Here is a 24,199-nt window from a genome sequence, read left to right as displayed (position 1 = left end):
AAAAGCGTCTCGAATAATCGGGACGCTTTAATTTTATCTATAAAAATTGATTTTTACAATTTATCGTTTGCGTTAATACAATTTAAATCTTCGAAAGCGCCTGTTAAACGTTTCACAAACTCTTCTTCGCCTTTACGTAACCAAACACGTGGATCGTAATATTTTTTATTAGGTTTATCATCGCCATCCGGATTACCAATTTGACCTTGCAAGAAAGCTTCGTTAGCTTGATAATAATCTAAAATGCCTTGCCAAAATGCCCATTGCATATCGGTATCAATGTTCATTTTAATTGCACCGTAAGAAATTGCTTCTCTAATTTCTTCTTGCGAAGAACCAGAACCACCATGGAAAACAAAATTGATTGGTTTCTCTGCTGTTAAGCTATATTTTTCTTTGATAAAATCTTGAGAATTTTTTAAAATTACTGGCTGTAATTTAACGTTACCAGGTTTGTAAACACCGTGTACATTACCAAAAGCAGCAGCAATGGTAAAACGATCACTCACTTTGCTCAACTCATCATAAGCATAAGCAACCTCACTTGGTTGGGTATATAATTTAGAACTGTCTACATCGCTGTTATCTACACCATCTTCTTCTCCACCAGTTACACCAAGCTCAATTTCAATGGTCATACCCATTTTATTCATGCGTTTAAAATACTCCACACAAACTTCCATGTTTTCTTCTAATGACTCTTCAGAAAGATCTAACATGTGCGATGAAAACAATGGTTTACCTGTTTCTGCAAAAAATTGCTCACCATGCGTTAGCAATCCATCAATCCATGGTAATAACTTTTTAGCAGCATGATCAGTATGTAAAACTACTGCTACACCATAATGCTCTGCCAATAAATGCACGTGTTTAGCCGCAGAAACTGCACCTAAAACGCAAGCATTTAAATTATCGTTATTTAAAGTTTTACCTGCGTAAAACTGTGCTCCGCCGTTAGAAAGTTGTATCATAACAGGAGAATTTACTGCCTTTGCAGTTTCCATTACCGCATTAATGGTATTGGTTCCTGTAACATTTACCGCTGGTAATGCAAATTGATGTTTTTTAGCCTGCTCAAACAATTCTTGAACGGCTGCTCCGTAAATTACGCCTTTATAGCCTTTTAAACTCATTTCTATTTAAATTTGATATTTCGAAGTTAAAAAAAAAATCGACAAAAACAGCATTTTTTACCTAAGTGTATTTTTTACAATAAGCCTATTGATTAATTGTGTTTTTTTGTAAAACACTTCCGCAAAACAGCTACTATTGTTTAAAAAAAATTCGTTTCTTTGTAGTCGCAATTTTAAAACATAACATGAGTTGGTTTAAGAGAGAAAAAAAAGGTATTAGTACCACAACAGAAGAAAAGAAAGAAGCACCAGATGGTTTGTGGAACAAGTGCCCTAATTGTAAAAAGGCCTTACACAGTGCAGATTTAACGGAGAACAAATATGTTTGCCAATACTGCGATTACCATTTAAGAATAGGCTCTAAAGAATATTTCGAAGTTCTTTTTGATAATAACGAATTTACCGAATTGTTTGCCAACTTAACTTCTGGCGATCCATTACAATTTAACGATAACAAACCTTACACCGAGCGAATTGTAGAAAGCCAAGCTAAAACTGGCTTAAAAGACGCAATTAGAGCTGCTCACGGTAAAGTAGATGGACAAGAATTAATGGTTGCCTGTATGGATTTTGCTTTTATTGGCGGTTCTATGGGTTCGGTAGTTGGAGAGAAAATTGCTCGTTCTATTGATTATAGCATAAAAAATAAAGTGCCATTTTTAATGATTTCTAAATCTGGTGGCGCAAGGATGATGGAAGCTGCATTTTCACTAATGCAAATGGCTAAAACATCGGCTAAATTGGCTTTATTAGCGCAAGCTAAAATTCCTTACATTTCTTTATTAACAGATCCTACAACTGGTGGTGTTACTGCTTCTTATGCCATGTTAGGCGATATTAACATCGCAGAACCAGGTGCTTTGATCGGCTTTGCCGGACCAAGAGTAATTAAAGAAACCATTAAAAAAGACTTACCAAAAGGTTTCCAAACTTCTGAATTTGTATTGGAGCACGGCTTTTTAGATTTTATTGTTGATAGAAGACAAATGAAAGCTAAATTGGCAAGTTTTTTAAAGATGATGAAGAATTAGACAGTTCATTAATCATTAGTTCAATAGTTCATTTAGCAAATTGCTATACCAATGAACAAATGAAACTAATGAACAAGTAAATATAGCAGGGTTAAAATTCTTCCGAAGATTAACACTGCTTTTTTTATGGATTAATTTAACTTCAATTCTCAACGTCTAAGAACATCAAATTTTATTTCAATCTGAAATCCTTAACTTAGAATATCAAAATCAATCCCTATGAAAAAAATATTCTTTTCTCTTGCCTGCCTTACGCTCCTATCCAGTTTCACTGTAAAATTTTTAAGCAAGCCAAAGGCGATTGTAGTTTGGCAACCATCGCACCAAACAGATACTGGTAAAGATTTTAGTGAAGCTGCCGTTTGTAATGGTATTGTTGAAGCTGCAATGGGTGTAAATCCTAAACTAAAAGAGTTTAAAGTTTGGAGTTTAAATGAACCCAACTTACATCATCCAAATGTAGGCAGCAATACGATTGTTGAGCATACATCTGCAATAATTGATGGCAAAATATCTGGCTATGCTTATGAATTAAAACAAGCCAACAAAAAGAAACCAGCTGTTTTTATCTCTATACATAATAATGGAGGAACAAAGCGCCATGCCATTTGGGGTTTTATACATGATGGCGATCAATACGAAGCAGAAAACAGAGCTTTAGCGGCTAGGTTAGTTGCTGCAATAAGTGCTGTTACCGATTTAGAAAACCGAGGTGTACAATTAGATAGCTCAACTGGTAGAAACGATTATACCTGCAAAGCAACAGGCAAAAAAGCTTTTTATAGTTTAGATGAGCATGTAAATACAGCAAAATACCGTGTACTTTTAGAAGTTGGTGACAATGGTGTAAGTAAAGATTTTTTAGAAAGCCCTGCAAATCAGCAAAAAATGGGCAAAGCGATAAAAGCAGAATTGGCAAAATGGCTGGCTGAAAAAAACTTGAATTAAATACTCGCTGATGAAGTTTTAAATAGACAAAGGGCTAATTTAATTGTTAAATTGATGTAACCTTATGCTTTAAGGCAGCGTCTAAACCAAAAACAAAAAATTATGAAAAACACACTACTTATTATCTTTTGCACAGTACTATTTGTAAGCACAAAAGCTCAAAACATAAACCCAAATTACGATGCTGAATTAGCTAAAACAGTAGGTGCTGATGATTATGGGATGAAACAATATATTTTGGTGATGCTGAAAACTGGCTCAAATACAACCTCAACCAAAACAGAATACGATGCTGCTTTTGCTGGCCACATGACCAACATGGGTAAATTGGTAAAAGAAAATAAACTTGTTGTTGCTGGACCAATGGGAAAAAACGATAAAAACTATAGAGGCATATTCATTTTAAATGTAAAAACGATAGAGGAAGCTAAAGAGATTTTGGCAACTGACCCCGCTGTTAAAGCTAAACTCTTAGATGCAGATTTGTTTAATTGGTATGGCTCTGCGGCGTTAGGTGAATATTTAAAAGCTAGCGAAAAGGTAAGAAAATTTAAATTTTAAGCTTAGCGTTATTTTTATAATTTAGCTTTTGATACAACTAGATTATGGACATCGCTACCCTCAAGATCATCCAAACATTAATACATTACGGTTTACATTTCGTTTTTCCCTTGGTGATAGCGTGGTTATTTTTTAAGGATGATTGGAAAAAAACGTATCTAATTTTACTCTGTACCATGCTTGTTGATTTAGATCATTTACTGGCGACACCAATTTTTGAAGCTGGCAGATGTAGCATTGGTTTTCATCCTTTACATAGTTATTATGCAATTGCAGTTTACTTTTTATTATTATTTCAGAAAAATAAGCTAATTAAAATTATAGCTATAGGTTTGCTATTTCACATGTTTACTGATTATCAAGATTGCCGTTGGAATGAGTTTATTTTAAATTACGGCAGATAAGCTGTTTCCTTTAAGTACTAAATTTATTAAATAGCCCTGATTGAAATGAAAAGCGCTCGGTTTTGATGACTATTAAGTTTCGCACTAGCAACCACCGAGACTTGTAATGTAAAGCAGGACTGACATTAATAGTTGTACTGTAATTGCGCTTCAAAAAACTAATAAACCAATGAACTACATTTACTCTTCTTTCTGCTGAAATTTATAAAACAAATATCCTAAAAAGGGCAATATCAAAAAACTACCTAAAACCAATGCCCATCCTAATGCTTGTACTGTTTTAAAAGGGGCGATAGCATCAAATAGTGAGAGTGCAGATCCATTTTTTAATTGGATAAAATTAGGAAAATGCGCAAAACTAATGGCTACCAAAATCATCGTTACTTGAAAACCAGCTAAAATCCTTAAGATTTTTGTTTTTCCTTTTAGTAATAGAAACCATAATAAAATTAACGATAAACTAGCTAAAATTACTGCCGATAAACCAATTTGGTTTTGAAAAACCCATTTATATAAAGGAACATCTTCGAAATAAGCTGCCGTAAAAACCATTGCGCCAAAAATTACGGCAGCCACATTCATAAACTCTGCTTTTTTAATGAAGCGTTGCTGCTCTACAAGTTCTTCGCTCTCTCCTATTAAATAGATAGCCGCTAAGAAACCACAAAGTGCAACAGTAAACAAACCTACAGCAATTGAAAACCAATTTAACCAACCATATACGTAAGCATCCGCAAAATTATTTGCTTCGCTATCTATTTTACCAGATATTACACTACCTGCAATAATGCCTAAAAATAAGGGGGTAATAAAACTTGAATAGATAAATATTTTATTGTAAACCTCTTGCATTTTATCTTTAACGGCATCATAATGTCTGAAAACAAATGCCGTTCCTCTTGCTATAATACCGATGAGCATAATAGCTAACGGAATATGCAAATAAACAGACATGGTGGTGTATATTTTAGGAAAAGCAACAAACAAAATTACAACAGCTATAATGAGCCACATGTGGTTGGCCTCCCAAACCGGACCAATGGCTTGGCTCATGGTTTTACGGGTTTTACTACGGTTTTTTTGTGAGGTAAATAATTCGATAATTCCAGCGCCAAAATCTGCCCCGCCTAACAAAAAATAAAGTAAAATGGCTAAACATAAAAATGTTATAATTACGTATTCCATATTAATTGGCTTTTACAGATGATGAAAATTTATGCTGGTTATAAAGTACTGGTACCATTTTTATTTGTCGGTAAAGCAAAAAGATAACAATAACATTTAGCGAAGCATAAATTGCCGAGAATAGATAAAACGACCATGCGATACCAGGCATTGGGGTAACAGCATCTCGGGTTTTCATAATACCATAAATAATCCATGGTTGTCTACCAACTTCTGTTACTACCCAACCTGCTTCTAAGGCGATATAACCTAACGGGATAGCTAAAACGAATAATTTAAGCAGCCATTTACGATCTAAAATTGATTTTTTGCGCAAAAGTAAAATAAAATAACCTAGTGAAATTAACATTAACAATGTGCCAATGCCTACCATAATTTGAAAAGCATAATGGGTTATCGCTACTGGTGGTTGCTCGTCTGCCGGAATTTGATCTAATCCTTTTACCTCAGCTTTAAAATTGCCATGGGCTAAAAAGCTCAAAGCACCAGGAATTTCTATGGCATGAGTTACTTTTTTATTTTTTTCATCTACAATTCCTCCAACAAGTAATGGTGCTGGTTTTTGGGTAGTGTATAGCGCCTCCATTGCAGCTAATTTTGCAGGTTGCCTTTGCGCCACATCCTTTGCTGATAAATCTCCGCTGATGGGCTGCAAAACAGCACATACAGTCGCAAAAACCGCTGCAATTTTAAAAGCTTTATAATGGAAATCTGGATTTTGTTTACGCAAGATCATTAAAGCGTGTACACCCGCAACTGCAAAACCTGTGGCCGTAAAAGCTGCTAAGCACATATGTAATGCTTGTGTAAACCATGCTTTATTAAACATTGCGGCAATTGGGTCTATGTTTAAATATTTTCCGTCTACAAAATCAAATCCTGCCGGACTATTCATCCAAGCATTTGCAGCAACAACTAAAATACCCGAAGCTAAACCACTTACTCCAACAACAACTCCTGTAAACCAATGGAACCATTTGTTCAGTTTATTCCATCCGTAAAGGAAAAAGCCTAGTGCAATGGCTTCGATAAAAAATGCTGTACCTTCTAATGAAAACGGCATTCCGAAAATTGGGCCGGCATGTTCCATAAATTTTGGCCAGAGCAAACCTAACTCGAACGAGAGCATTGTGCCAGAAACTGCTCCTGTAGCAAAAAATATAGCTACACCTTTGCTCCAAGCTTTGGTAATATTTTTATAAACTTCATCATTTGTTCTGAGCCACTTGTAATGCGAAACCGCCATAAAAAATGGCATTACCATTCCGATACAAGCATAAATAATGTGAAAGCCCAATGAAAGGGCCATTTGCGAACGGGCGGCTAAAAAATCATCCATAGCAAGAGGAATTTGTTACTACAAATATACCCGATAGAAATTTTGGAATGAATTAACAACCAATGAAATAGATGAGTTATTTTTAATATGGAACGTTTATAAATTGAAAATAAAGTTTTGCGTAAAATAACTGAGCGTTTGAGGACTACTACCCCAAACGCTCAGCTGTTAATTCACCTATCGGTCGGTGTCTCACCGACCGAAAAAACGTGTAAAGTAATACAAATATCTAACCTACTGTCAATTCCCTACGCAAGGTAGTAAACTTCTTTTAATAACATTTCCTTTGCGCCTATCGGTCGGTGTCTCACCGACCGAAAAAACACGATAATATTTTAATATTCAGCTTCAAATATGCTATTTTGTATCGTTGTCCCTTCAACTTATTTCATATTATGCATATTTTCCATAAACGGCAGGGACAAATGGATTTCGATAATTCATATTTCTATACAGATACCATCTGTAATTTCGCTCATCTCTTAGTTGATGACAACTTGAAAATGATAATTATTAACTCGTTACAATATTTAGTAAAACAACAACTAGTAGAAATTTATGCATACGTAATTATGCCTAATCATATTCATTTAATTTGGAATATGTTAAAACAAAATGGCAAAGAAAATCCAGCAACAAGTTTTACCAAATTTACAGCTCATCAATTCAGAAGATATCTTCTTGCAAATAACCCTACACTACTAAATAATTATCATTCTGAAAAAATGGATAGAAATTATCAATTCTGGAAACGAGACCCGCTTGCTATTCCGTTAAGCACAGAAAATATTTTACTCCAAAAAATAGATTACATACATTATAACCCGACCATTGAAAAGTGGGGGTTATGTAAGTATCCAGAAGAGTATAGATGGAGTAGCGCAAGCTTTTATAAGACAGGGATTGATGAATTTAGAATATTAAGAGACTATAGAGATTAGAACTTTACTTGATGATAAAAAATCGCAGAAAACGTTCGGTCGGTGAGACACCGACCGATAGGAAATAAAGTTTGCTGGAAAATAACTGAGCGTTTGAACACTTTTACTCCAAACACTCAGCTGAAAATTCCTCTTATCCTGCTGTTAACTCAGTATATGCAGCAGTTAAACTTCTTGCAATTCCATCGCCTTTCCATTCTGGCGCACCAGGAATTGTGGTTGCTTTTAAAATGTCTTCTTTAGTTTTACCTGCTTTAATTTCTGCACCAACAAAAGCTAGCAAACTTTCTAAGTAATTTTTAAATGCTTTAACATTCTCCTTATCGCCCACTACTTTTTCAGGGTCTAAGCTATGCCCGGTTACAACAATCGTATCCTTATCAAATTGATTGTAAATTTTATCTAAAGCAGTAATCCAATTGCCAATATGAGCTCCATTTGCCTGATCTATATAAGGAAACCTACGGTTAAACACTAAATCGCCAACATGTACTACATTTGCATTTTCGAAATGATAAACTACATCGCCATTGGTATGTCCAGAACCGTAGTAATAAGCAATAATTTTCTCATTGCCAACTGGCGCCTTCCAGCCTTTTCCAAAAGTTACATCAGGTAGTAATTGCTGTGCTAAATTATTTGCCTTTTCGGCTGCTAACTTTTGATTTACCAAGGAATTTTCATGCGCTACTACATGCTCAGCCAAACCTTTAAAAGCAATATTTCCGCCAGTATGATCGCCATGGTGATGGGTATTTAATAGATATTTAAAAGGTTTATCACCTAATTTTTTCAACTCATCTATTACATGTGCTGCCGATGCAGGAAATTGCGAATCTACAGCTACATAACCGCTAGAGCTATTTAGCCATGCAATTGTACCACCTTGCTCTAAAAACACTCCAACTCCGTTTCTTAACTCTTTAAATTGATAAGCTCTAAATGGATTTGCAAAAGCATCACCTTTGTATAAAGCTAAAACTGCAGCCGCTAGTGCAGAATTTTGAATAAATTTTCTTCTTTGCATAAAGTAAATAAAAAAACCACGATGAATGTCGTGGTTTAAATATAGTTAATTATTAGTTAAAATCCAGTGCCTGGAGTAGTGCCTGGTTCGTGGCTACCTCCAAGTGAATGGTTACTGCGTGTATGCTTTTTTTCGAACATACTTGTTGGATTTGATGATGAACTTTTTTCGATATTTTCTTCAGTACGTTTTGTTTCCTTATCAGGATTTACTGCATCAATTAAATCACTTTTTACTTCTCTTTTATTCTCTTCTTGATTTTCTTTTTGATTTTCCATAACATTTAGTTTTGATGTATTTAAATAACAACACAATAACTATTTTGTTTTTTATAGGAGAAAAGCAGGTGTTTTGCAATGAACAAACAGCACTCCCGCCAATGTTGCAATTCTTTTTACAAAGTCCCCTTCAGGGGATTTAGGGGTAAAAAGAATTTCCACGTATGTCGGGTTTATTAGACTCAGGTTCTTACTGCTATTTAGGTTTGCTTTTAGCGAGCGCAAATAGACTTACAAAGTTTATTGGGCTTTGTATAAGGGATAACTTCGTCAGTCTATTAGGAAACGAAACTTTCGAAGTTCTCCCGTTTTCTTTTGGCCTTGTAAACTTCGCAAGTTGGCACTACGCCTAGCAATTGCCAATAACATTTTTTAAAGAAAAAATCCGTAAGATTTAAATATTTATAGCTAATGAATTGATTTAAACTATGCGACCCCATCGGGGTCGAACAAAAAAAAACGCATTTATTCAATAGATATTTGACCTTGGAAAGGTCAAATAAAACCTTAATTTTATGACATTGAGCATTATCAATAACTACAAACGTTGTAATCTAGATCCACAACGGAGCAAAGGCTCTTATTGCAATAAAAAGACGACTAATTTATCCAATAAATAACTGCCATTGCTTTATAAAAAAACTTAATAGTATTGCTAAGGCTCTATTTATGGTTGGCGAGGACACCATAGGTGTTCGGAAGATTAAAAATTAAACACATAGGCACATAGTTAATATAGGAAAAGATGCGCTAGCCTATGTTTTCAATGTCTATTTATGGTTAGAAAATTAAACGAAGGGTTAAATTATCCCAGCGGGATAACATCTGTAAAGCAATTGCAAGGCATAAATTAGACCCCAGCTGGGGTCGCACAACATAAATTGCATATTAGCTATAGATATAAGACCTCTCTGAGGTCTAAAAATACTTCTAATAAATCTTAATTGCACTCGAAGTGCGTGTTTTTATCAATTTTTCTAAATCTCTATATGATAAATAATCATTAAAAAATTTGTTCCGAACACTTGTGGTGAGCGCACCAACCAAGGAGTTTGTATTTTATAGGATTAAGCTAAAGCATTTTGCTTTACCACCATTTTAACTTTCTCTAAAACGTAATCTAAATCTTCCTTTGTAGTGTATTTACTAAATGAAAAACGTACCGAAGGGCGATTTGGATCTGCTTTGATACCATTTAAAACATGCGAACCAATGTTAGAGCCAGATGAACAGGCACTACCGCCAGATGCACAAATTCCGTTGATATCTAAGTTAAACAACAACATATCTGCCATATCCATTTCTGGAAAAGAAACATTTAAAACCGTATATAGGCTTTTATCAGCTTCAGTTTCGCCATTAAAAGCAATACCCGGAATTTCGGTAATCAATTGTTCTTTTAAATAATCTTTTAAACCTTGAATATAGTTTTGATGCTCTTCCATTTCTGCATAAGCAATTTCTAAAGCTTTAGCTAAACCTACTATTCCATACACATTTTCGGTACCACCACGCATGTTACGCTCTTGTGCGCCACCATAAATCATTGGTGGTATTTTGATGTTGCTGTTAACGAACAAAAAGCCCACACCTTTTGGTCCGTGTAGTTTATGTGCTGCACAAACAATAAAATGCGCCTTTAATTTACGTACATCATGGGTATAATGCCCCATGGTTTGTACAGTATCTGCATGGTAGATGGCATTGTATTTTTCACAAATATCACCAACTTTTTCCATATCTGTAAGGGTACCCAACTCGTTGTTGGCGTGCATTAAAGAAACAAAACTGCGTTCGTTATTTTGTAGCAAATCTTCTAAGTGTGCATAATCAACATTTCCCTTTTCATCAATATTTACGAAACTCAATTTATCTATTATACCATCTTTTAATTGCTTCTCTAAAGTTTGTTCTACAGCGTGATGTTCTATTTTAGAGGTAATGGCATGTTTAATTCCATAAGCAGAAATACCACAACGAATAGCCGTATTATCTGCTTCAGTACCACCAGAGGTAAAGAAAATTTCTGAAGGCGACGCGTTTAGCAAGCCAGAAACAGTCTTTCTCGCTTTCTCTACCAAAGTTCTTACCTCTCTACCTAATGCGTGTATTGCAGAAGGATTTCCGTAAAAATTCTGCATTACGTTGGTCATTTCGGCAATCACATTTGGGTCTAAAGGTGTTGTGGCTGCATTATCTAAATAAACTCTTTTCATAAAATAAATGATTACACAGATGTAAAAGATTTCACAGATTAATTAATCCATTAAAAAAAAATTTACAAAACTGCCTACCGCAGGCAGGGATTAAATTAGTTAAGTTGAAGGATCTCTTTAATGTCTGAAATAATTTTTTTCGCCAAGTTTTCGGCTACAGTTTCATTTTCAGCTTCGCTATAAATACGGATAATTGGCTCTGTATTCGATTTACGTAAATGCACCCATTCGTTCGCAAAGTCTATCTTTAAACCATCAATAGTACTGGTTTTTTCGTTTTTATATTTCTCTTGTACTTTAATTAATAAGGCGTCAATATCCATTTCTGGCGTAAGTGTAATCTTATTTTTAGAAATGTGGTAAGCAGGATAAGTGCTGCGCAAACGTGAAATTGTAAGGCCTTCTTTAGCTAAATGGGTTAAAAATAGTGCAATACCAACTAAGGCATCTCTGCCATAATGAAGCTCTGGATATATAATTCCGCCATTCCCTTCGCCGCCAATTACCGCATTGGTAGCTTTCATTTGATTTACAACGTTTACTTCTCCCACAGCTGCAGCATTATATTCGCCACCAGCTTTTTCGGTTACATCTCTTAATGCACGTGTTGATGAAAGATTAGAAACCGCATTGCCTGGGGTATTTTTAAGAATATAATCAGCAACTGCTACCAAAGTATATTCTTCGCCAAACATGGTTCCATCTTCGTTTACAAAACAAAGTCTATCCACATCTGGGTCTACTACAATACCTAAATCTGCTCTCTTATTTTGTACAACTTTAGCTATTTCAGTTAAATTTTCTGGCAAAGGTTCTGGATTGTGCGGAAATTCGCCATTTGGTTCGCAATACAATTCGTAAACTGTTTCTACACCTAAGGCTTTTAACAATGCTGGCACAAAAATACCACCAGTAGAGTTTACACAATCAATCGCGATTTTAAAATTTGCTTTTTTAATGGCCTCTACATCAACCAAAGGCAAGGCTAAAATCACATCAATATGTTTTTGCAAATAGGTATCGTTACTTACAACTTTACCTAATTCATTTACATCAGCAAATGCAAAATCTGCGGCTTCGGCTATTTCTAAAACTTCTTTACCATCAGCATCACTAATAAATTCGCCTTTTTCATTCAAAAGTTTTAAAGCATTCCATTGTTTTGGGTTATGACTAGCAGTCAAGATAATTCCACCACCAGCATTTTCCATTGGTACAGCAATTTCTACAGTTGGTGTAGTAGATAAACCCAAATCTATCACTTCTATACCTAAACCCTGTAACGTGCCTATTACCAAATTGTTTACCATTTCTCCCGAAATACGGGCATCACGACCAAGGACAATTTTTTTATTTTGAGTTTTATTTACTACCCAAGAACCATAAGCAGCAGTAAATTTTACAATATCAATTGGGGTTAAACCATCGCCAGCTTTTCCGCCAATGGTACCTCTAATTCCAGAAATAGATTTTATTAAAGTCAAGTTTTATAATTTTCCTCAAAAATAAGAAATTTTTAAGAACGAAATGCATTAATTAACAAAGGGCTAAGTAATTTTTAATCTCATTTGTAATACCTCAAAATTAATTTTTTAGCTCTTGCACTTCAATTTACTATATTTGTTGCTCACAAAAAAGTTAACATATTAGCAGTATGCAGCGAAAATGGTTTCAGTATTGGTTTAACTCACCTTATTATCACATTCTTTACAGTCAACGTAATGATGAGGAGGCTGAATTATTAATTGACAATCTGTCTGCATATTTACACCCAAAAAGCGACAGCAAAATTTTAGATATCGCCTGCGGCAGAGGCAGACATGCTATTTATTTGAACAAAAAAGGGTATGATGTTACAGGCATAGATCTTTCTGAACAAAACATTAAGTACGCTCAGCAGTTTGAACAAAAGAACTTGCACTTTTACGTGCATGATATGCGAAAATTAGGCTATATCAATTATTACGATATTGCATTAAACCTTTTTACCAGTTTTGGTTATTTCGAAAGTGAAAAAGATCATGTAAATGCGTTAAAATCATTTAGAAAAGGTTTAAAGCCCGATGGAACCTTGGTAATTGATTATTTTAATACCCAGAAAATCATCAAAAACCTCACGAACCAAGAAACTAAAACAATAGACGGCATAGAATTTCATTTACATAAATTTGTTTCAGAAGGGAAAATTATTAAACACATCAATTTTGAGCACCGCTTAAAAGTTTATGCTTTTGAAGAACGTGTTCAAGCATTCTTTTTAGCAGATTTTGAGCGAATGTTAACTAAAAGTGGATTGGTGATTACGGAAACTTTTGGCAACTATAATTTAGACGCTTTTGATGAAATTAAATCTGACAGATTAATACTTGTTTGTAAAAAAGCATAATGGCAGATATTCAGCAATTTGATGTAGAATTGTTTGTTAAAATCCATCGTGGTTTAAGTAACGGATTTTTCGATTGGTTAATGCCATTGCTCAGAAACCGATTTTTTTGGTCGCCGCTTTATCTTTTTATAGTTGTTTTTTGTATCAGAAACTACAAAAAGCAGGGCTATTATATGATTGCAATGATTTTAACCACATTTGCCATAGGCGATTTTATTGCTTCTCGTTTAATAAAGCCATTTATTGGTAGAATAAGACCTTGTAATGATGTTAATTTAGCCGATGAAATTATTAGAAGAGTACCTTGCGGAAGTGGCTTTAGCTTCCCATCATCTCATGCTACCAATCATTTTGCAATTGCAGTTTTTTTAATTTGTCTATTTTATAAAGATTGGAAACCAATTTTACCTTTAGGCTTATTTTGGGCATTCATTATCAGCTTTGCGCAAGTTTATGTTGGTGTTCATTACCCAATTGACACAATGTTTGGCGCTTTATTAGGCACTTGCATTGGCTTTTTTACTTTTTACCTTTACACCAAAATCAAACCTGCAATCTAATGGAAATTTGGAAGTTTCTCGTTTTATTCTTTTGTGCATTTTTAGGAGGTTTATCTATCTTTTTGGTAAAAAATGACAAATCGCAACTCTTAAAACTTATCCTCTCCTTTAGTGGCGCCTATTTGTTTGCCATCACTGTTTTACATTTAATACCAGATGCTTATAGTGGTACCGATAAGCGGGAAATTGGCATTTTTATATTGATTGGGTTTTTACTTCAAGTATTTTTAGAGCAATTTTCTGAAGGTGTAGAACATGGTCATATCCATAAACATCATCATAGTCATGCATTTCCTTGGGGCATTATGGCAAGTTTATGTTTACATGCCTTTTTAGAAGGTATGCCATTGGCAAAAGACCAAAACAACGAACTTATTTTCGGTATTTCTCTGCATCACATTCCAGCAGCATTTGCGTTAGCAAGCATTTTAGTTCAAAACCATATTAAAGCCAATAAAGTTATCTTTTACATTATTATTTTTGCTGTAATGGCACCTGCCGGATATTACTTTAGCTTAAGCTTAAGCAATGGAAGCATTACCGGAATGGAGCAATATTTTAACAAAGTAATGGGTATTGTAATTGGCATATTCTTACATATCTCAACAACTATACTCTTCGAATCGAGTGCAGATCATAAAATTAATAAACGGAAAATGCTAGCGGTTTTATTAGGAATTGGAGTTGCGTTAATTGGTTTTTATGCTGCAGGGCATAGCCATTAAATTTAGCCCCTCATCTTATCTAATAAAACATTTAGTTGCTCGGCTTCTTCTGGTGTTATATTAGGTGCAATGAAAGATGAAAAATCAATTTCCTTATCCATTTTTTTCAACAAGGATAATCCTTTATCAGAGATGATGATATCAACCGCCCGCTTATCGTAATTATTTACAGATTTTTCTACGTATCCCTTTTGTATCAAACGATCTACAATACGTGAGGTGTCGCTCATTTTGTCAAGAATACGATTTTTGATTAAGTTAACTGTAGCCGGACTTGGGTATTGACCCCTTAAAATCCTTAAAACATTATATTGTTGTTGAGTAATATCAAAAGGTGATAATGCTTCTTTTACATTTTGATTACTCCAGTGATAAGTGAAAATTACGTTGACTAATGCTTGCTGAAAAATGTTTTCAAATTTTGCCGCCTTAACTTCTTTTTGTAGTTGAACCATAGGTGTTTTATTGCTTTTTAGATGATTTTGAGGAATTTTGATTATTAGTTTTCCCAAAATTCCACGGACAATGTTTGCATTTATTTTTACAGCAGTTCCCTCTTTTCAGATGGTATGCGGCTGTAAAAACCATTAGACCGTTTTCATTGAGATAATAATCTACTCCCTCTATCATTAATTGAGCAATTTAACTACCAATTTAGGTTTAAAATAAGATTGTAATTGTGTTCCACTTCCATGTGTTGTCCAAACCTCAGTTGGTTTAACAATTTCTATGGTTTTTATAATCGCTTTCCAATCTACATGATCAGAAATATACAATTGAATTTGATTGTTTTGCTGTAATTTTTTCCACCCTGTGGCAAATACCCTTACCACATTTACAGCTTTAAAATAACTGTTAAAAACCATTGGCGGAACGATATAAATCATATCGGTTTGGTTGGTTTTCATCACCTTTCTGTCGTACACTTCGTATTTACCCAAGTTTACGCCTAGCTGCTCGTAAATTTTTGTAAATGGAACAATACTATGGTGTAATAAAATTCGTTTTTGCGGGCAATGTTGGTTTATCATGGCAATTAAGCGCTGAGTTTTACCCAACGCATAAGCACCTAACATAATGTTGCTGCTAACCTCATTCAGCTTTTTAATTTCTTGTAAAGCATCAGGATGCTCAGTCTCAGGATCTGCAAAGGTTGTTTCTGTAATCAATACATCAGCCTCTACAAATTCAATTGGCTCACAAGTATCATCAGCTTCTAACTTATAATCGCCAGTATAAAGATATTTTACACCTTTAAAACACATCAAAACCATTGCAGAACCCAACATGTGTCCTGCCGGGATGAAAGAGATTTCTACTCCATTTAAATTAAATTTATGATGATAAGCTTTAATTAAAAATTGACCAGCTGCAAACTTTTTGTATCGATGTTGCATAAATACAGCTGTTGGTTTGGTGCAATATACATTTTGGTTATTCCCAATTGCATGATCACCATGTGCATGAGATATTACCGCATCAACAACTGGTTCTTTCGGATCTAGATAAAAATTACCCTCGGCACAAAACAAACCTATTTTAGTTTGAACAATAAAATCAGCAATAATTTCTTTAGAGTTTAGCATAAATTAGGTTAAGCAAAAAAATCCGATTTTATCGATTTAAAAATTGCTGGTGTAAGTTTAAAACCTGCTCAATCACAGATTTTTGTTCGGTGTTTTCGATAAAATAATTAGCCATGGCCATTTTTTGCTCATCACTAAATTGTTTGTCCATTCTAGCTAAAACTTGGGCCTCGCTCACATTATCGCGTTGCATCACTCTTGCTAATTTTACAGCCATAGGCGATGTAACTAAGATATTCTGATCGCACATTTTATAAGAGCCACTTTCGAACAATAAAGCCGCTTCTTTTAAAGTGTAGGGCACTGTTGATGGAATATCTTTTTCCCACGTTTCAAAAGCTCTAAACACTGCCGGATGAACCAAGGCATTTAGCTTAGCTAATTCATCAACATTGTTAAAAACGATAGCTGCGATGTGTTTGTTGTTTAAAGAACCATCTCCAAAATAACTTTCTTCGCCAAACGTATCTTTTATCCCAGCAACTAAAACAGAATCGGTAATCATGATTTCTTTTGCAACTGTATCTGCATAAAAAACTGGAATACCTAAAGTTTCAAAAACCTTACATACCGTTGTTTTTCCGCTTCCAATTCCGCCAGTAATTCCTATTTTAAGCATTATTTTTCGATGATGAAATTAATTTTATCAGGAAATACCTTAATTAATTTACAGTATGTTGGCAATCGATTAATTTTAACGGTAAGTTTGCTGTGCTTTAGTTTTTTCCACTCATTGATATCTACAACAGCCTCAATAAAATCTTCATCAACCTCTTGATAGCTAGCTAAAGCTACCAAAAATGTAACCTGAACCTTTTTCGGAAACAGTTTAACATCATCATAATCAATGTTATTAATTATTTTTAATGGAACCTCAACCGTTTTCTCCGTAAATTCATCAACTGGTATTACAACGCCAACGCTACTTGGATAAATACTAATATTATTGCTATAATTTTCTCTGATGGCTATTCTGGCGTTTGTTGTTTGCTGTAAATTACTCAATTTTAAGGTATCAGTAGCCCATTCGCTAATTTTGCTTAACTCTTCTTGTGGACCAGAAATATTTACATAAGCGGGCTTTAAAATTATAGGACTAGAAATACCATATTGATTGACAAACGTTAATTGCGATGTCAGTTTAATAGGCACTCGCTTATTGGTGCGTTTACTAAAATCAAAGTAGAGCGTATCTGGTTTAATTGCAATAATTTTTTGGGAGGTTTCTAATTGCCTGTTTACTTGATCCATTTGCTCAGAAAACAAAATGAAATTCCTTCTATTTAAGCCTTCTAAACTAACTGTAATTGATTGAGGATTTATTCTTAATCTCGAAAAAAGCAATTGCCAGCCGGTTCCTTCAACTGCTAAATCAACAACATCTGGCTGCAAAGGCTTAAAAGCTTTATTTTGAGGCTCATCTTTATAAATCAACTCTGTTTTAGCAATATATTTATACTTACCATTAAGCGCCATAAAAAGCCACGCAGCTAGGGCACAAATAAAACAACTGATAAACACCAAAAAACGCTTACGCTCTACCTTAGTTAATTTTATAAATGGCATTTGGTAAAATTACAAAAAAAAGCCACTCTCCCGAAATTAAGAAGAATGGCTATTTTAAAGAGTTAAATATTATGCTTTTGGCGTTACTGGTGTTGCTGCTGCTTTTGTAGCATCTAAAGAAATTGCAGATTTATCGAAACGAATTTTAGTACCGCCTTCTACCTCAATTAAAAATGTTGTATCATTTGAACCTACAATTTTACCGTGTATGCCTGCTGTTGTAATTACCTTATCGCCAATACCTAATTCTGCAACTAACTTTTTATGATCTTTTGCTTTTTTTACCTGAGGTCTGATCATAAAAAAATAGAAAACGACCATAATCGCTCCCATCATAATTAATGTATTGTAATCAAAACCTTTTGCTTGTAATAATAATAATGTAGTCATTTAATGTATTGTTAAATTGATTTATTGTTAAATTGTTTCTGACAGATAGCCATTCTGAATGGCAATCAGACTTATTTTTTCTCTTTTATTTCTCCTACTAAGTGTAAGTTTTCTGGTGTTGGGTTAGCGTTAGAAACCAATGTTATTTGTTTATCTTGCATGCCTAACTTACCTGTACTGTCAAAAACAACCTTAATGGTACCACCTTCGCCTGGTTTAATAGGTTTTTTTGGTATTTCTGGCACTGTACAACCACAAGTTGCGGTTGCATCTGTAATTATTAATGGTGTTTTACCTGTATTAGTAAACTTAAAATCATAAGTTACTTTTTCGCCTTGCTCAATTACACCAAAATCATAAATTTCTTTATCAAATTTTACTACTGGAGCATTTTCTACCAATTCTGTAGGTGCAGCCATTTCTACTTTATCGGCAACTTTATCTGCTTTGCTTTGGTTACATGCTGTTAAAGCAGCTGCAGCAAATAATACAAAAATTAATTTCTTCATTTTATTCATCTATTAATCCTCTACCTAATTTTTTAATGCTATTTGACCTTTTTAAATCACTTAAAATTTTATCTAAGATACCGTTTATAAATGTATTACTTTTCGGTGTACTGTAATCTTTTGAAAGTTCTAAGTACTCGTTTATAGTTACCTTAACAGGGATTGATGGAAAATTCATCATTTCACAAATCGCCATTTTCATTAAAATAGTATCCATTAAAGCAATACGTTCAGCTTCCCAATTTTTTGTTCTTTCGCCAATTAAATCCTGATAAGCGCTATCATTTTTTAGCGTGTAGGCAAACAAATCTTTCACAAAACGGCTATCTTCTGTCCAGTCGGCACTTATTGGCGTTAATTTATTTTTAAAAGGATCATCAGAAGTAAAGTTCTTTAATGTTTTAGCAATCATGCCTTGCATCACTTCTCTATCTACTGGCCAGTTGATAAATTTATCTTCAAATGCCTGTAAAATATTAAGGTTTTTAAGTAATACCTTACGGAAAATAAACTTGATGATTTCTTTAGAACTTTCTAAATCTTCCGTTTCTTCAACCAAATAATCAGCGTATTCTTTTGTTTCCTTTAGTTTGATAAAAATTGATTTTACCAATTCTGGATCTGAATGCCAATTAACCTGATATTTATTAACCAAAGCCGTATATTCTGGATTTAGTTTTAATACCTCGATAAATTTATTGTGCAATAACTTCTGATTTGGATTTAAATCTTCGGCTGTTGGCAAATGTTTGTTAGCCCTTTCAATGGCATCATTTGCGGTATATTCAGTTACGTCTACCAATAAGGCAAGCATCCTGATGTACATTTCGTAAACACTATCAATACTTTGCATTAAAGTTTTTTGACTGCTTACGCTATCTTTTTTTTCTGTCATGTGCCATGCATAAATATTTTGCAAAGCTTTAATTCTGAGGTGCCTTCTGTTTAACATGAATGTAAGAACGAGTGGTAAATTTTACCTTTATTGTTTATTAATATGATGATTTGATTTTTTTGATATCGCTAATTCTTTTTTCCGCAATGCGACTAGCGGCTAAATTTGTTGGTATATTTTCTGTTTTTGATAGTTTAATTACTTCGCGAGTTGCCTCATAAATATTTTCGGTTAACTGCATGGTACGTTTTTTACCGAAACCAGTTAATTCCGAATAACAATTGATTAATCCACCTGCATTGATCAAGTAATCTGGTGCATATAAAATACCTTTATCTAACAATAATTGTCCATGCACTTGCTCATCTGCCAATTGATTATTTGCAGAGCCAGCAATAATGGCAAACTTCATGTTTTTGATGGTTTTATCGTTTAATGTAGCTCCCAAAGCACATGGCGCATAAATATCGGCACCGATGGTAAAAATTTTATCGGCACTTATAGGCTTTGCTTTGTATTTACGAGCAACCTCGTGCAAACGTTCTTCATTGATATCGCTAATGTAAACTTCAACATTTTCTTGTCTCAATAGCTCTACTAAATTCTCGCCTACATTTCCAATTCCTTGTACCACAACAGATTTTCCCGCCAACATATCGGTACCAAAGGCTTCTTTAACACAGGCTTTTATACCTAAAAATACACCTTTCGCAGTTACCGGAGCAGGATTTCCGCCTCCACCAATGGATTCGGGCACACCTGTAACATATTCGGTTTCCATACGGATATATTCCATATCACGTGTGGTAGTACCCATGTCTTCTGCAGTAATAAATTCGCCGTTTAGGTTTTTAATGAAACGACCATAACTGCGCATTAAAGCTTCAGTTTTGATCTTTCTCGAATCGCCAATGATTACTGCTTTACCACCACCTAAATTTAAGCCGGTTATGGCAGCTTTGTAAGTCATCGCTTTTGATAAACGCAACACATCTTCTAAAGCTTCTGCTTCCGAATTGTAGTTAAACATACGTGTGCCGCCCAAAGCCGGACCTAATGTAGTATCGTGAATAGCAATAATGGCTTTTAATCCGGTATCGGGATCATTACAAAAAACCACTTTTTTGTGGCCAGATGCACTTAATTGGTCTAAAACAGAAGTTACTACAGAACTATTACCAGACATACCAAATTGTTGAATTGATAGCGCAAAATTAAGATAAAAAAACGGTTATTTGAATTGTTTTTGTAGGATAAATAAAAAAAAGAAACTCTTTTGGCTAACTTTACCGAACATGAAGCATCTATTTTTTTTAAACAAATACTTCTATAAATATAAATGGCGAATTATACCTGGGCTAATTTTCGTGATTATCTCTATTATTTTCCAAATTTTGCAAGCGCCAGTTGTTGGGCATGCCTTTAATTTAATCACCGAAAACATTACAATCTATCAGCAAGCTGTTCGAGATGTTAAGCGAAGCGCATCTTGAATTTTTAAATAGCGTGGATTTCAAATCCACTTTATAAGTTACTTCGGGATGCCTTTCAGAACATCTCGAAGAGCAAGGTTATGAAATCTAAATCTACCAATATCTTTGCCATTTCTGAAATATTGTACCAACAAATGCGTGGGCTAGATATACATAATACATAGGATCAGAAAATGCTTCTTTATACATCTTCTCAAGCCTAACAATTAATAGCTAGAAAATTTATTTTACTTCATTAATAGGTCATAATATTCATGATTAAATTCAATTCTATCAATTAACCATTTATTGTTTGTTTTAGAAAGAAAAAAAATACGATGTTCGTGGTTTGGAATATCAAATTGCACTAGTGCATGGTAACCCACGACTCTTATTTTTGTAAAGACGCCTTTATCAATATATTCTAAAGTCTCCTCTGGCTCAAATCCAAAAATAACATCAAGATTGAGTCCAGGTATGGAAAAAATACCTGTGCTTTTTGGAAATGATTTATATGTTTTTACTTCATCAGCAATTTTTTGATGATAGTTATCTAAAGCATTTAAGAATGAATCACTCACGTGATTACTGGACTTTAACCAATCCAAATAGCCTTGAACTGCAATCATATCTATATTAGGTCTTATTAGGCTATCTAAATCTTCCCAAACTATGATTGAACGATGTTTAATAATAGTATCATAAGCATTGGCTATACTTTTAGCTTCATTTCCTTTGTACCATTTTAAAAAACCAACAATTGTTGATTTAATTTTTTTATGCTCGGGATTTGTTTTGTTATTTTGTGCTTGGCAATAATTAAATAACAAACTATAAACAATCACTAATATTATTTTTTTCATATATCATTTTTTTATACTTTTCCTTACTTGTGTAATAGTATAATCACGCATATTGGGCAAGTTTCTATAACCTTCAATAGCAGTTTTTCCTGTAATTTTTCCAGTTGTTGTATTGTAGTAAAGTCTGTTGCTCCAACTGGCACCTGTCGCACGATCTTTTGTAGCATTATCTACAAACTGAAAATACTTACCAGTTGCATCTGTTCCCATACCCACAACCACAACAAAATGATCGGTTGAGTTGTCCAAATTTGATAAGGACGGTGTACCTGGTCTATTATCAACTCCAATGAGAACAGGTATTTTTTGAGAAAGTGCAGCTATCATGTAACTTATTGCTTCCTTTGTTCTTGATAAATTAACCCCTGTAGATTCCTTGTAGATTGAAAATGTCTGCGAACCCGGCAACCAACCAGAAGCAGTATATCCTGCCTTTCCAAGTTGCTCTTTGGCAAGAATAAGACAGTTAACTGTTATTGGCCTACCACCATACCCTATAATTGGGTTACCATAAGAATCAAGCTTATTTCTTATAGGCACAAATTTCTCAAACGGAATTATGTCATCTCTTTTAACTGTCGGCCAAGGTTGATTGTCTTGATATTCTTGGTAAACGGTCTGGTCTAGATCTGTTAATACCTCATTATCAGGGTCAGTCCAGTTATTAGCATCAGGGTCTGCAATTATTTCGGGGCCAGTTGGGAAAAACTCAGTAAAAAAGTTATTAGTATTTAAGTTCCTATTACCATCTAAATACTCAACAGCCCATTTTCCAAAATCAATATTTTCCTGTGTTAATTGATTAGTCTTTAAATATGCTGCTAAAGTAACTGAAAAATCAGTATAAGCGTGTATCAAAACATCCTGCTCTGGAGACAAACCTAAGTTCTTGATTAAAAACAATTTTTCCATGGCTCCTTCCATACCAATATCATAAATCGGATGGTTGTCTATATAAACTTTAGCCCACATTAGCAACTCAAAATTCTGATTTATATTACCATTTTCTTGCAGATATTTGGCAAATTTTTCAGTTATGTAAGTTCTTTGCCCAAACCAGTTTTTATCTTGATCACTTAGATAAGGCATATTCTGGATGAGATACAACAATGAATATGGTAAAAATGCAGAACCACCAGCATTTGGACCGCCAGACGGAAAATTCTCAAAATCAAATGATGGACCAAATCCGTAAAGATAACTGCCTGTTACACCCTCATCAGTGAGGGGTTCAATGCTCATTGGATCTGTACCTGGTGCCCAAACAGAACCCCAATCTATTCTTAAACCACCACCAAATTCACTTATAAAGTTATTAGTAGGTAAACCTAAAACATCACCCAACCAGCCAATTAAATTACCTAATTTTGTAGCCAACCATTCAAAAAAACAGCAACTTACTGTATTGTTTACTGAGCCAACTTTGCTTCTATTTGTAGATTTAGATAAAACGCTAGCTTCATTATTAGATAAATACTTTAGTCCATACCTATCTAATAATTTGCTTTTTTTTAAGTCCTGAACCCAAAGTGTATCAGAACTTAAGTTCCAACTATAAAGTTTCCCTGTCCATTTGCCGCTTTCTCCGAAATCCATTTTAGGGTCTGTCGGAACGAAATTAAGCAATGCTCCCTTAATCTTGTCGCTGACACCACGCTGAACAAAAAATAGTTCAGGCGGGTGAGAATTAAAGAAATATGGGTTTTTAATTTTGTTGGCCGAAGACGGATTATTAGATTTAGAACCATTACTTTTATCTGAACCTAATATTAAGTTATTATTTAAGGTAGAAGCCGCTAAATCATTTACAATATTTAACGTAGGCACTCGGACTATTTTATTGCCATTTACTATTGTTTGTTTTGCATGCTTCCAATCTAAAGTTAATATTTTTGCCGCGGGATTATCTTCTATCCACTTTAAGATAGCTTCTTTTTTTATTAGTTGAACTTGTTGAGGTAAAGGTGTAATTATTCGGTCTTTTTTACAAGCATGTGCCGCAAATAGGCAAACGAAACTTATGCAAATTAAAAACTTGCAGTTTTTGAGCGTTATTTTTTTCATAAAATGAGTTTGTTAATTTATAAGTTGAAGATAATTATTTTATGATATGATGAAGAATAATATTCATTTTAATTTATCGATTTAACAAATTAATAAGAATTACCAAAAAAGAAACTCTTT

The 24,199-nt window shown here is 34.1% G+C and carries 26 protein-coding genes; 8 read left to right on the top strand and 18 right to left on the bottom strand.

Annotated features, from left to right (window positions below):
* Positions 1-53 precede the first annotated feature (53 nt).
* Positions 54-1,133, bottom strand: a complete 1,080-nt coding sequence (gene fbaA, locus FA045_RS10805) for a class II fructose-bisphosphate aldolase (protein ID WP_136877090.1) — start codon at positions 1,131-1,133, stop codon at positions 54-56.
* A gap of 185 nt (positions 1,134-1,318) precedes the next feature.
* Here fbaA and accD point away from each other — a divergent pair, with 185 nt between their 5' ends.
* From accD to FA045_RS10785, 4 genes are all read left to right on the top strand, one after another.
* Complete coding sequence (accD, locus tag FA045_RS10800) at positions 1,319-2,164, top strand: acetyl-CoA carboxylase, carboxyltransferase subunit beta (protein WP_136877089.1); 846 nt, start codon at positions 1,319-1,321, stop codon at positions 2,162-2,164.
* A gap of 219 nt (positions 2,165-2,383) precedes the next feature.
* Positions 2,384-3,112: an N-acetylmuramoyl-L-alanine amidase gene (locus FA045_RS10795; protein ID WP_136877088.1), complete on the top strand. Its 729-nt coding sequence runs from the start codon at positions 2,384-2,386 to the stop codon at positions 3,110-3,112.
* 102 nt (positions 3,113-3,214) lie between these two features.
* Positions 3,215-3,673, top strand: a complete 459-nt coding sequence (locus tag FA045_RS10790; RefSeq protein ID WP_136877087.1) for a YciI family protein — start codon at positions 3,215-3,217, stop codon at positions 3,671-3,673.
* 44 nt (positions 3,674-3,717) lie between these two features.
* A complete protein-coding gene (locus tag FA045_RS10785) occupies positions 3,718-4,077 on the top strand; it encodes a DUF6122 family protein (RefSeq protein WP_136877086.1) in 360 nt (119 codons plus the stop codon).
* A 180-nt stretch (positions 4,078-4,257) separates the two neighbouring features.
* Here FA045_RS10785 and FA045_RS10780 read toward each other — a convergent pair whose 3' ends face one another.
* Together FA045_RS10780 and FA045_RS10775 are read right to left on the bottom strand one after the other, a co-directional pair.
* Entirely contained in the window at positions 4,258-5,262 is a 1,005-nt protein-coding gene (locus FA045_RS10780) for a cytochrome d ubiquinol oxidase subunit II (RefSeq protein WP_136877085.1), read from the bottom strand.
* Position 5,263: 1 nt separating this feature from the next.
* Positions 5,264-6,601 (bottom strand): cytochrome ubiquinol oxidase subunit I, encoded by a 1,338-nt coding sequence (locus FA045_RS10775; protein ID WP_136877084.1) that lies wholly within the window; start codon positions 6,599-6,601, stop codon positions 5,264-5,266.
* A gap of 425 nt (positions 6,602-7,026) precedes the next feature.
* Between FA045_RS10775 and FA045_RS10770 the strand changes: the two genes are divergently transcribed.
* The gene (locus FA045_RS10770; RefSeq protein WP_136877083.1) at positions 7,027-7,542 is read left to right on the top strand and encodes a transposase; all 516 of its coding nucleotides are present in this window, start codon (positions 7,027-7,029) and stop codon (positions 7,540-7,542) included.
* A gap of 133 nt (positions 7,543-7,675) precedes the next feature.
* On the opposite strand, the gene FA045_RS10765 is transcribed toward FA045_RS10770, so the two are convergent.
* The 4 genes from FA045_RS10765 to glmM all read right to left on the bottom strand — a co-directional run bounded on the left by FA045_RS10765 (position 7,676) and on the right by glmM (position 12,547).
* Entirely contained in the window at positions 7,676-8,569 is an 894-nt protein-coding gene (locus FA045_RS10765; RefSeq protein ID WP_136877082.1) for an MBL fold metallo-hydrolase, read from the bottom strand.
* A 56-nt stretch (positions 8,570-8,625) separates the two neighbouring features.
* A complete protein-coding gene (locus tag FA045_RS10760) occupies positions 8,626-8,847 on the bottom strand; it encodes a hypothetical protein (protein WP_136877081.1) in 222 nt (73 codons plus the stop codon).
* 1,067 nt (positions 8,848-9,914) lie between these two features.
* Positions 9,915-11,063, bottom strand: a complete 1,149-nt coding sequence (locus tag FA045_RS10755) for a cysteine desulfurase family protein (RefSeq protein WP_136877080.1) — start codon at positions 11,061-11,063, stop codon at positions 9,915-9,917.
* A 95-nt stretch (positions 11,064-11,158) separates the two neighbouring features.
* On the bottom strand, positions 11,159-12,547 hold the full coding sequence (gene glmM / locus FA045_RS10750) for a phosphoglucosamine mutase (RefSeq protein ID WP_136877079.1): 1,389 nt from the start codon (positions 12,545-12,547) through the stop codon (positions 11,159-11,161).
* Positions 12,548-12,717: 170 nt separating this feature from the next.
* Here glmM and FA045_RS10745 point away from each other — a divergent pair, with 170 nt between their 5' ends.
* The 3 genes from FA045_RS10745 to FA045_RS10735 are packed head-to-tail and all read left to right on the top strand — an operon-like array spanning position 12,718 to position 14,734.
* Positions 12,718-13,449: a class I SAM-dependent methyltransferase gene (locus FA045_RS10745; protein WP_136877078.1), complete on the top strand. Its 732-nt coding sequence runs from the start codon at positions 12,718-12,720 to the stop codon at positions 13,447-13,449.
* Positions 13,449-14,009 carry a phosphatase PAP2 family protein gene (locus FA045_RS10740; RefSeq protein ID WP_136877077.1) on the top strand — a complete coding sequence of 187 codons (561 nt, stop codon included), beginning with the start codon at positions 13,449-13,451 and terminating at the stop codon, positions 14,007-14,009. The genes FA045_RS10745 and FA045_RS10740 overlap by 1 nt, the downstream gene beginning before the upstream one ends.
* The gene (locus tag FA045_RS10735; protein WP_136877076.1) at positions 14,009-14,734 is read left to right on the top strand and encodes a ZIP family metal transporter; all 726 of its coding nucleotides are present in this window, start codon (positions 14,009-14,011) and stop codon (positions 14,732-14,734) included. The genes FA045_RS10740 and FA045_RS10735 overlap by 1 nt, the downstream gene beginning before the upstream one ends.
* Positions 14,735-14,736: 2 nt before the next feature.
* Here FA045_RS10735 and FA045_RS10730 read toward each other — a convergent pair whose 3' ends face one another.
* The 11 genes from FA045_RS10730 to FA045_RS10685 all read right to left on the bottom strand — a co-directional run bounded on the left by FA045_RS10730 (position 14,737) and on the right by FA045_RS10685 (position 24,079).
* A complete protein-coding gene (locus FA045_RS10730) occupies positions 14,737-15,189 on the bottom strand; it encodes a MarR family winged helix-turn-helix transcriptional regulator (protein ID WP_136877075.1) in 453 nt (150 codons plus the stop codon).
* 7 nt (positions 15,190-15,196) lie between these two features.
* Positions 15,197-15,322, bottom strand: coding sequence for a DUF5522 domain-containing protein (locus tag FA045_RS18870; RefSeq protein ID WP_262709611.1), 126 nt, complete (start codon positions 15,320-15,322; stop codon positions 15,197-15,199).
* Positions 15,323-15,363: 41 nt separating this feature from the next.
* Positions 15,364-16,320 carry an MBL fold metallo-hydrolase gene (locus FA045_RS10725; RefSeq protein WP_136877074.1) on the bottom strand — a complete coding sequence of 319 codons (957 nt, stop codon included), beginning with the start codon at positions 16,318-16,320 and terminating at the stop codon, positions 15,364-15,366.
* 28 nt (positions 16,321-16,348) lie between these two features.
* Positions 16,349-16,939 carry a dephospho-CoA kinase gene (coaE, locus tag FA045_RS10720; protein WP_136877073.1) on the bottom strand — a complete coding sequence of 197 codons (591 nt, stop codon included), beginning with the start codon at positions 16,937-16,939 and terminating at the stop codon, positions 16,349-16,351.
* Positions 16,939-17,886, bottom strand: a complete 948-nt coding sequence (locus tag FA045_RS10715; protein WP_136877072.1) for a CdaR family protein — start codon at positions 17,884-17,886, stop codon at positions 16,939-16,941. The genes coaE and FA045_RS10715 overlap by 1 nt, the downstream gene beginning before the upstream one ends.
* Positions 17,887-17,955: 69 nt before the next feature.
* Positions 17,956-18,276 carry a preprotein translocase subunit YajC gene (gene yajC, locus FA045_RS10710; protein ID WP_136877071.1) on the bottom strand — a complete coding sequence of 107 codons (321 nt, stop codon included), beginning with the start codon at positions 18,274-18,276 and terminating at the stop codon, positions 17,956-17,958.
* Positions 18,277-18,347: 71 nt separating this feature from the next.
* The gene (locus FA045_RS10705) at positions 18,348-18,785 is read right to left on the bottom strand and encodes a DUF1573 domain-containing protein (protein ID WP_136877070.1); all 438 of its coding nucleotides are present in this window, start codon (positions 18,783-18,785) and stop codon (positions 18,348-18,350) included.
* Between the two features lies 1 nt (position 18,786).
* Complete coding sequence (gene nusB, locus FA045_RS10700; RefSeq protein WP_136877069.1) at positions 18,787-19,737, bottom strand: transcription antitermination factor NusB; 951 nt, start codon at positions 19,735-19,737, stop codon at positions 18,787-18,789.
* Positions 19,738-19,777: 40 nt separating this feature from the next.
* Positions 19,778-20,866 carry a Glu/Leu/Phe/Val family dehydrogenase gene (locus FA045_RS10695; RefSeq protein ID WP_136877068.1) on the bottom strand — a complete coding sequence of 363 codons (1,089 nt, stop codon included), beginning with the start codon at positions 20,864-20,866 and terminating at the stop codon, positions 19,778-19,780.
* A 534-nt stretch (positions 20,867-21,400) separates the two neighbouring features.
* Positions 21,401-22,015, bottom strand: a complete 615-nt coding sequence (locus FA045_RS10690; protein WP_136877067.1) for a hypothetical protein — start codon at positions 22,013-22,015, stop codon at positions 21,401-21,403.
* Positions 22,016-22,018: 3 nt separating this feature from the next.
* Complete coding sequence (locus FA045_RS10685; protein ID WP_136877066.1) at positions 22,019-24,079, bottom strand: hypothetical protein; 2,061 nt, start codon at positions 24,077-24,079, stop codon at positions 22,019-22,021.
* Between the last annotated feature and the right edge of the window lie 120 nt (positions 24,080-24,199).

The sequence above is a fragment of the Pedobacter cryotolerans genome (assembly GCF_005116475.1).
Lineage (GTDB): Bacteria > Bacteroidota > Bacteroidia > Sphingobacteriales > Sphingobacteriaceae > Pedobacter > Pedobacter cryotolerans.
This window is presented reverse-complemented; position numbering and strand designations above follow the sequence as displayed.

Coding starts and splice junctions, on each gene's coding strand:
- fbaA (WP_136877090.1), bottom strand. CDS start 1,133: ATGAGTTTAAAAGGCTATAAAGGCGTAATTTACGGAGCAGCCGTTCAA.
- accD (WP_136877089.1), top strand. CDS start 1,319: ATGAGTTGGTTTAAGAGAGAAAAAAAAGGTATTAGTACCACAACAGAA.
- FA045_RS10795 (WP_136877088.1), top strand. CDS start 2,384: ATGAAAAAAATATTCTTTTCTCTTGCCTGCCTTACGCTCCTATCCAGT.
- FA045_RS10790 (WP_136877087.1), top strand. CDS start 3,215: ATGAAAAACACACTACTTATTATCTTTTGCACAGTACTATTTGTAAGC.
- FA045_RS10785 (WP_136877086.1), top strand. CDS start 3,718: ATGGACATCGCTACCCTCAAGATCATCCAAACATTAATACATTACGGT.
- FA045_RS10780 (WP_136877085.1), bottom strand. CDS start 5,262: ATGGAATACGTAATTATAACATTTTTATGTTTAGCCATTTTACTTTAT.
- FA045_RS10775 (WP_136877084.1), bottom strand. CDS start 6,601: ATGGATGATTTTTTAGCCGCCCGTTCGCAAATGGCCCTTTCATTGGGC.
- FA045_RS10770 (WP_136877083.1), top strand. CDS start 7,027: ATGGATTTCGATAATTCATATTTCTATACAGATACCATCTGTAATTTC.
- FA045_RS10765 (WP_136877082.1), bottom strand. CDS start 8,569: ATGCAAAGAAGAAAATTTATTCAAAATTCTGCACTAGCGGCTGCAGTT.
- FA045_RS10760 (WP_136877081.1), bottom strand. CDS start 8,847: ATGGAAAATCAAAAAGAAAATCAAGAAGAGAATAAAAGAGAAGTAAAA.
- FA045_RS10755 (WP_136877080.1), bottom strand. CDS start 11,063: ATGAAAAGAGTTTATTTAGATAATGCAGCCACAACACCTTTAGACCCA.
- FA045_RS10745 (WP_136877078.1), top strand. CDS start 12,718: ATGCAGCGAAAATGGTTTCAGTATTGGTTTAACTCACCTTATTATCAC.
- FA045_RS10740 (WP_136877077.1), top strand. CDS start 13,449: ATGGCAGATATTCAGCAATTTGATGTAGAATTGTTTGTTAAAATCCAT.
- FA045_RS10735 (WP_136877076.1), top strand. CDS start 14,009: ATGGAAATTTGGAAGTTTCTCGTTTTATTCTTTTGTGCATTTTTAGGA.
- FA045_RS10730 (WP_136877075.1), bottom strand. CDS start 15,189: ATGGTTCAACTACAAAAAGAAGTTAAGGCGGCAAAATTTGAAAACATT.
- FA045_RS18870 (WP_262709611.1), bottom strand. CDS start 15,322: ATGGTTTTTACAGCCGCATACCATCTGAAAAGAGGGAACTGCTGTAAA.
- FA045_RS10725 (WP_136877074.1), bottom strand. CDS start 16,320: ATGCTAAACTCTAAAGAAATTATTGCTGATTTTATTGTTCAAACTAAA.
- coaE (WP_136877073.1), bottom strand. CDS start 16,939: ATGCTTAAAATAGGAATTACTGGCGGAATTGGAAGCGGAAAAACAACG.
- FA045_RS10715 (WP_136877072.1), bottom strand. CDS start 17,886: ATGCCATTTATAAAATTAACTAAGGTAGAGCGTAAGCGTTTTTTGGTG.
- yajC (WP_136877071.1), bottom strand. CDS start 18,276: ATGACTACATTATTATTATTACAAGCAAAAGGTTTTGATTACAATACA.
- FA045_RS10705 (WP_136877070.1), bottom strand. CDS start 18,785: ATGAAGAAATTAATTTTTGTATTATTTGCTGCAGCTGCTTTAACAGCA.
- nusB (WP_136877069.1), bottom strand. CDS start 19,737: ATGTTAAACAGAAGGCACCTCAGAATTAAAGCTTTGCAAAATATTTAT.
- FA045_RS10695 (WP_136877068.1), bottom strand. CDS start 20,866: ATGTCTGGTAATAGTTCTGTAGTAACTTCTGTTTTAGACCAATTAAGT.
- FA045_RS10690 (WP_136877067.1), bottom strand. CDS start 22,015: ATGAAAAAAATAATATTAGTGATTGTTTATAGTTTGTTATTTAATTAT.
- FA045_RS10685 (WP_136877066.1), bottom strand. CDS start 24,079: ATGAAAAAAATAACGCTCAAAAACTGCAAGTTTTTAATTTGCATAAGT.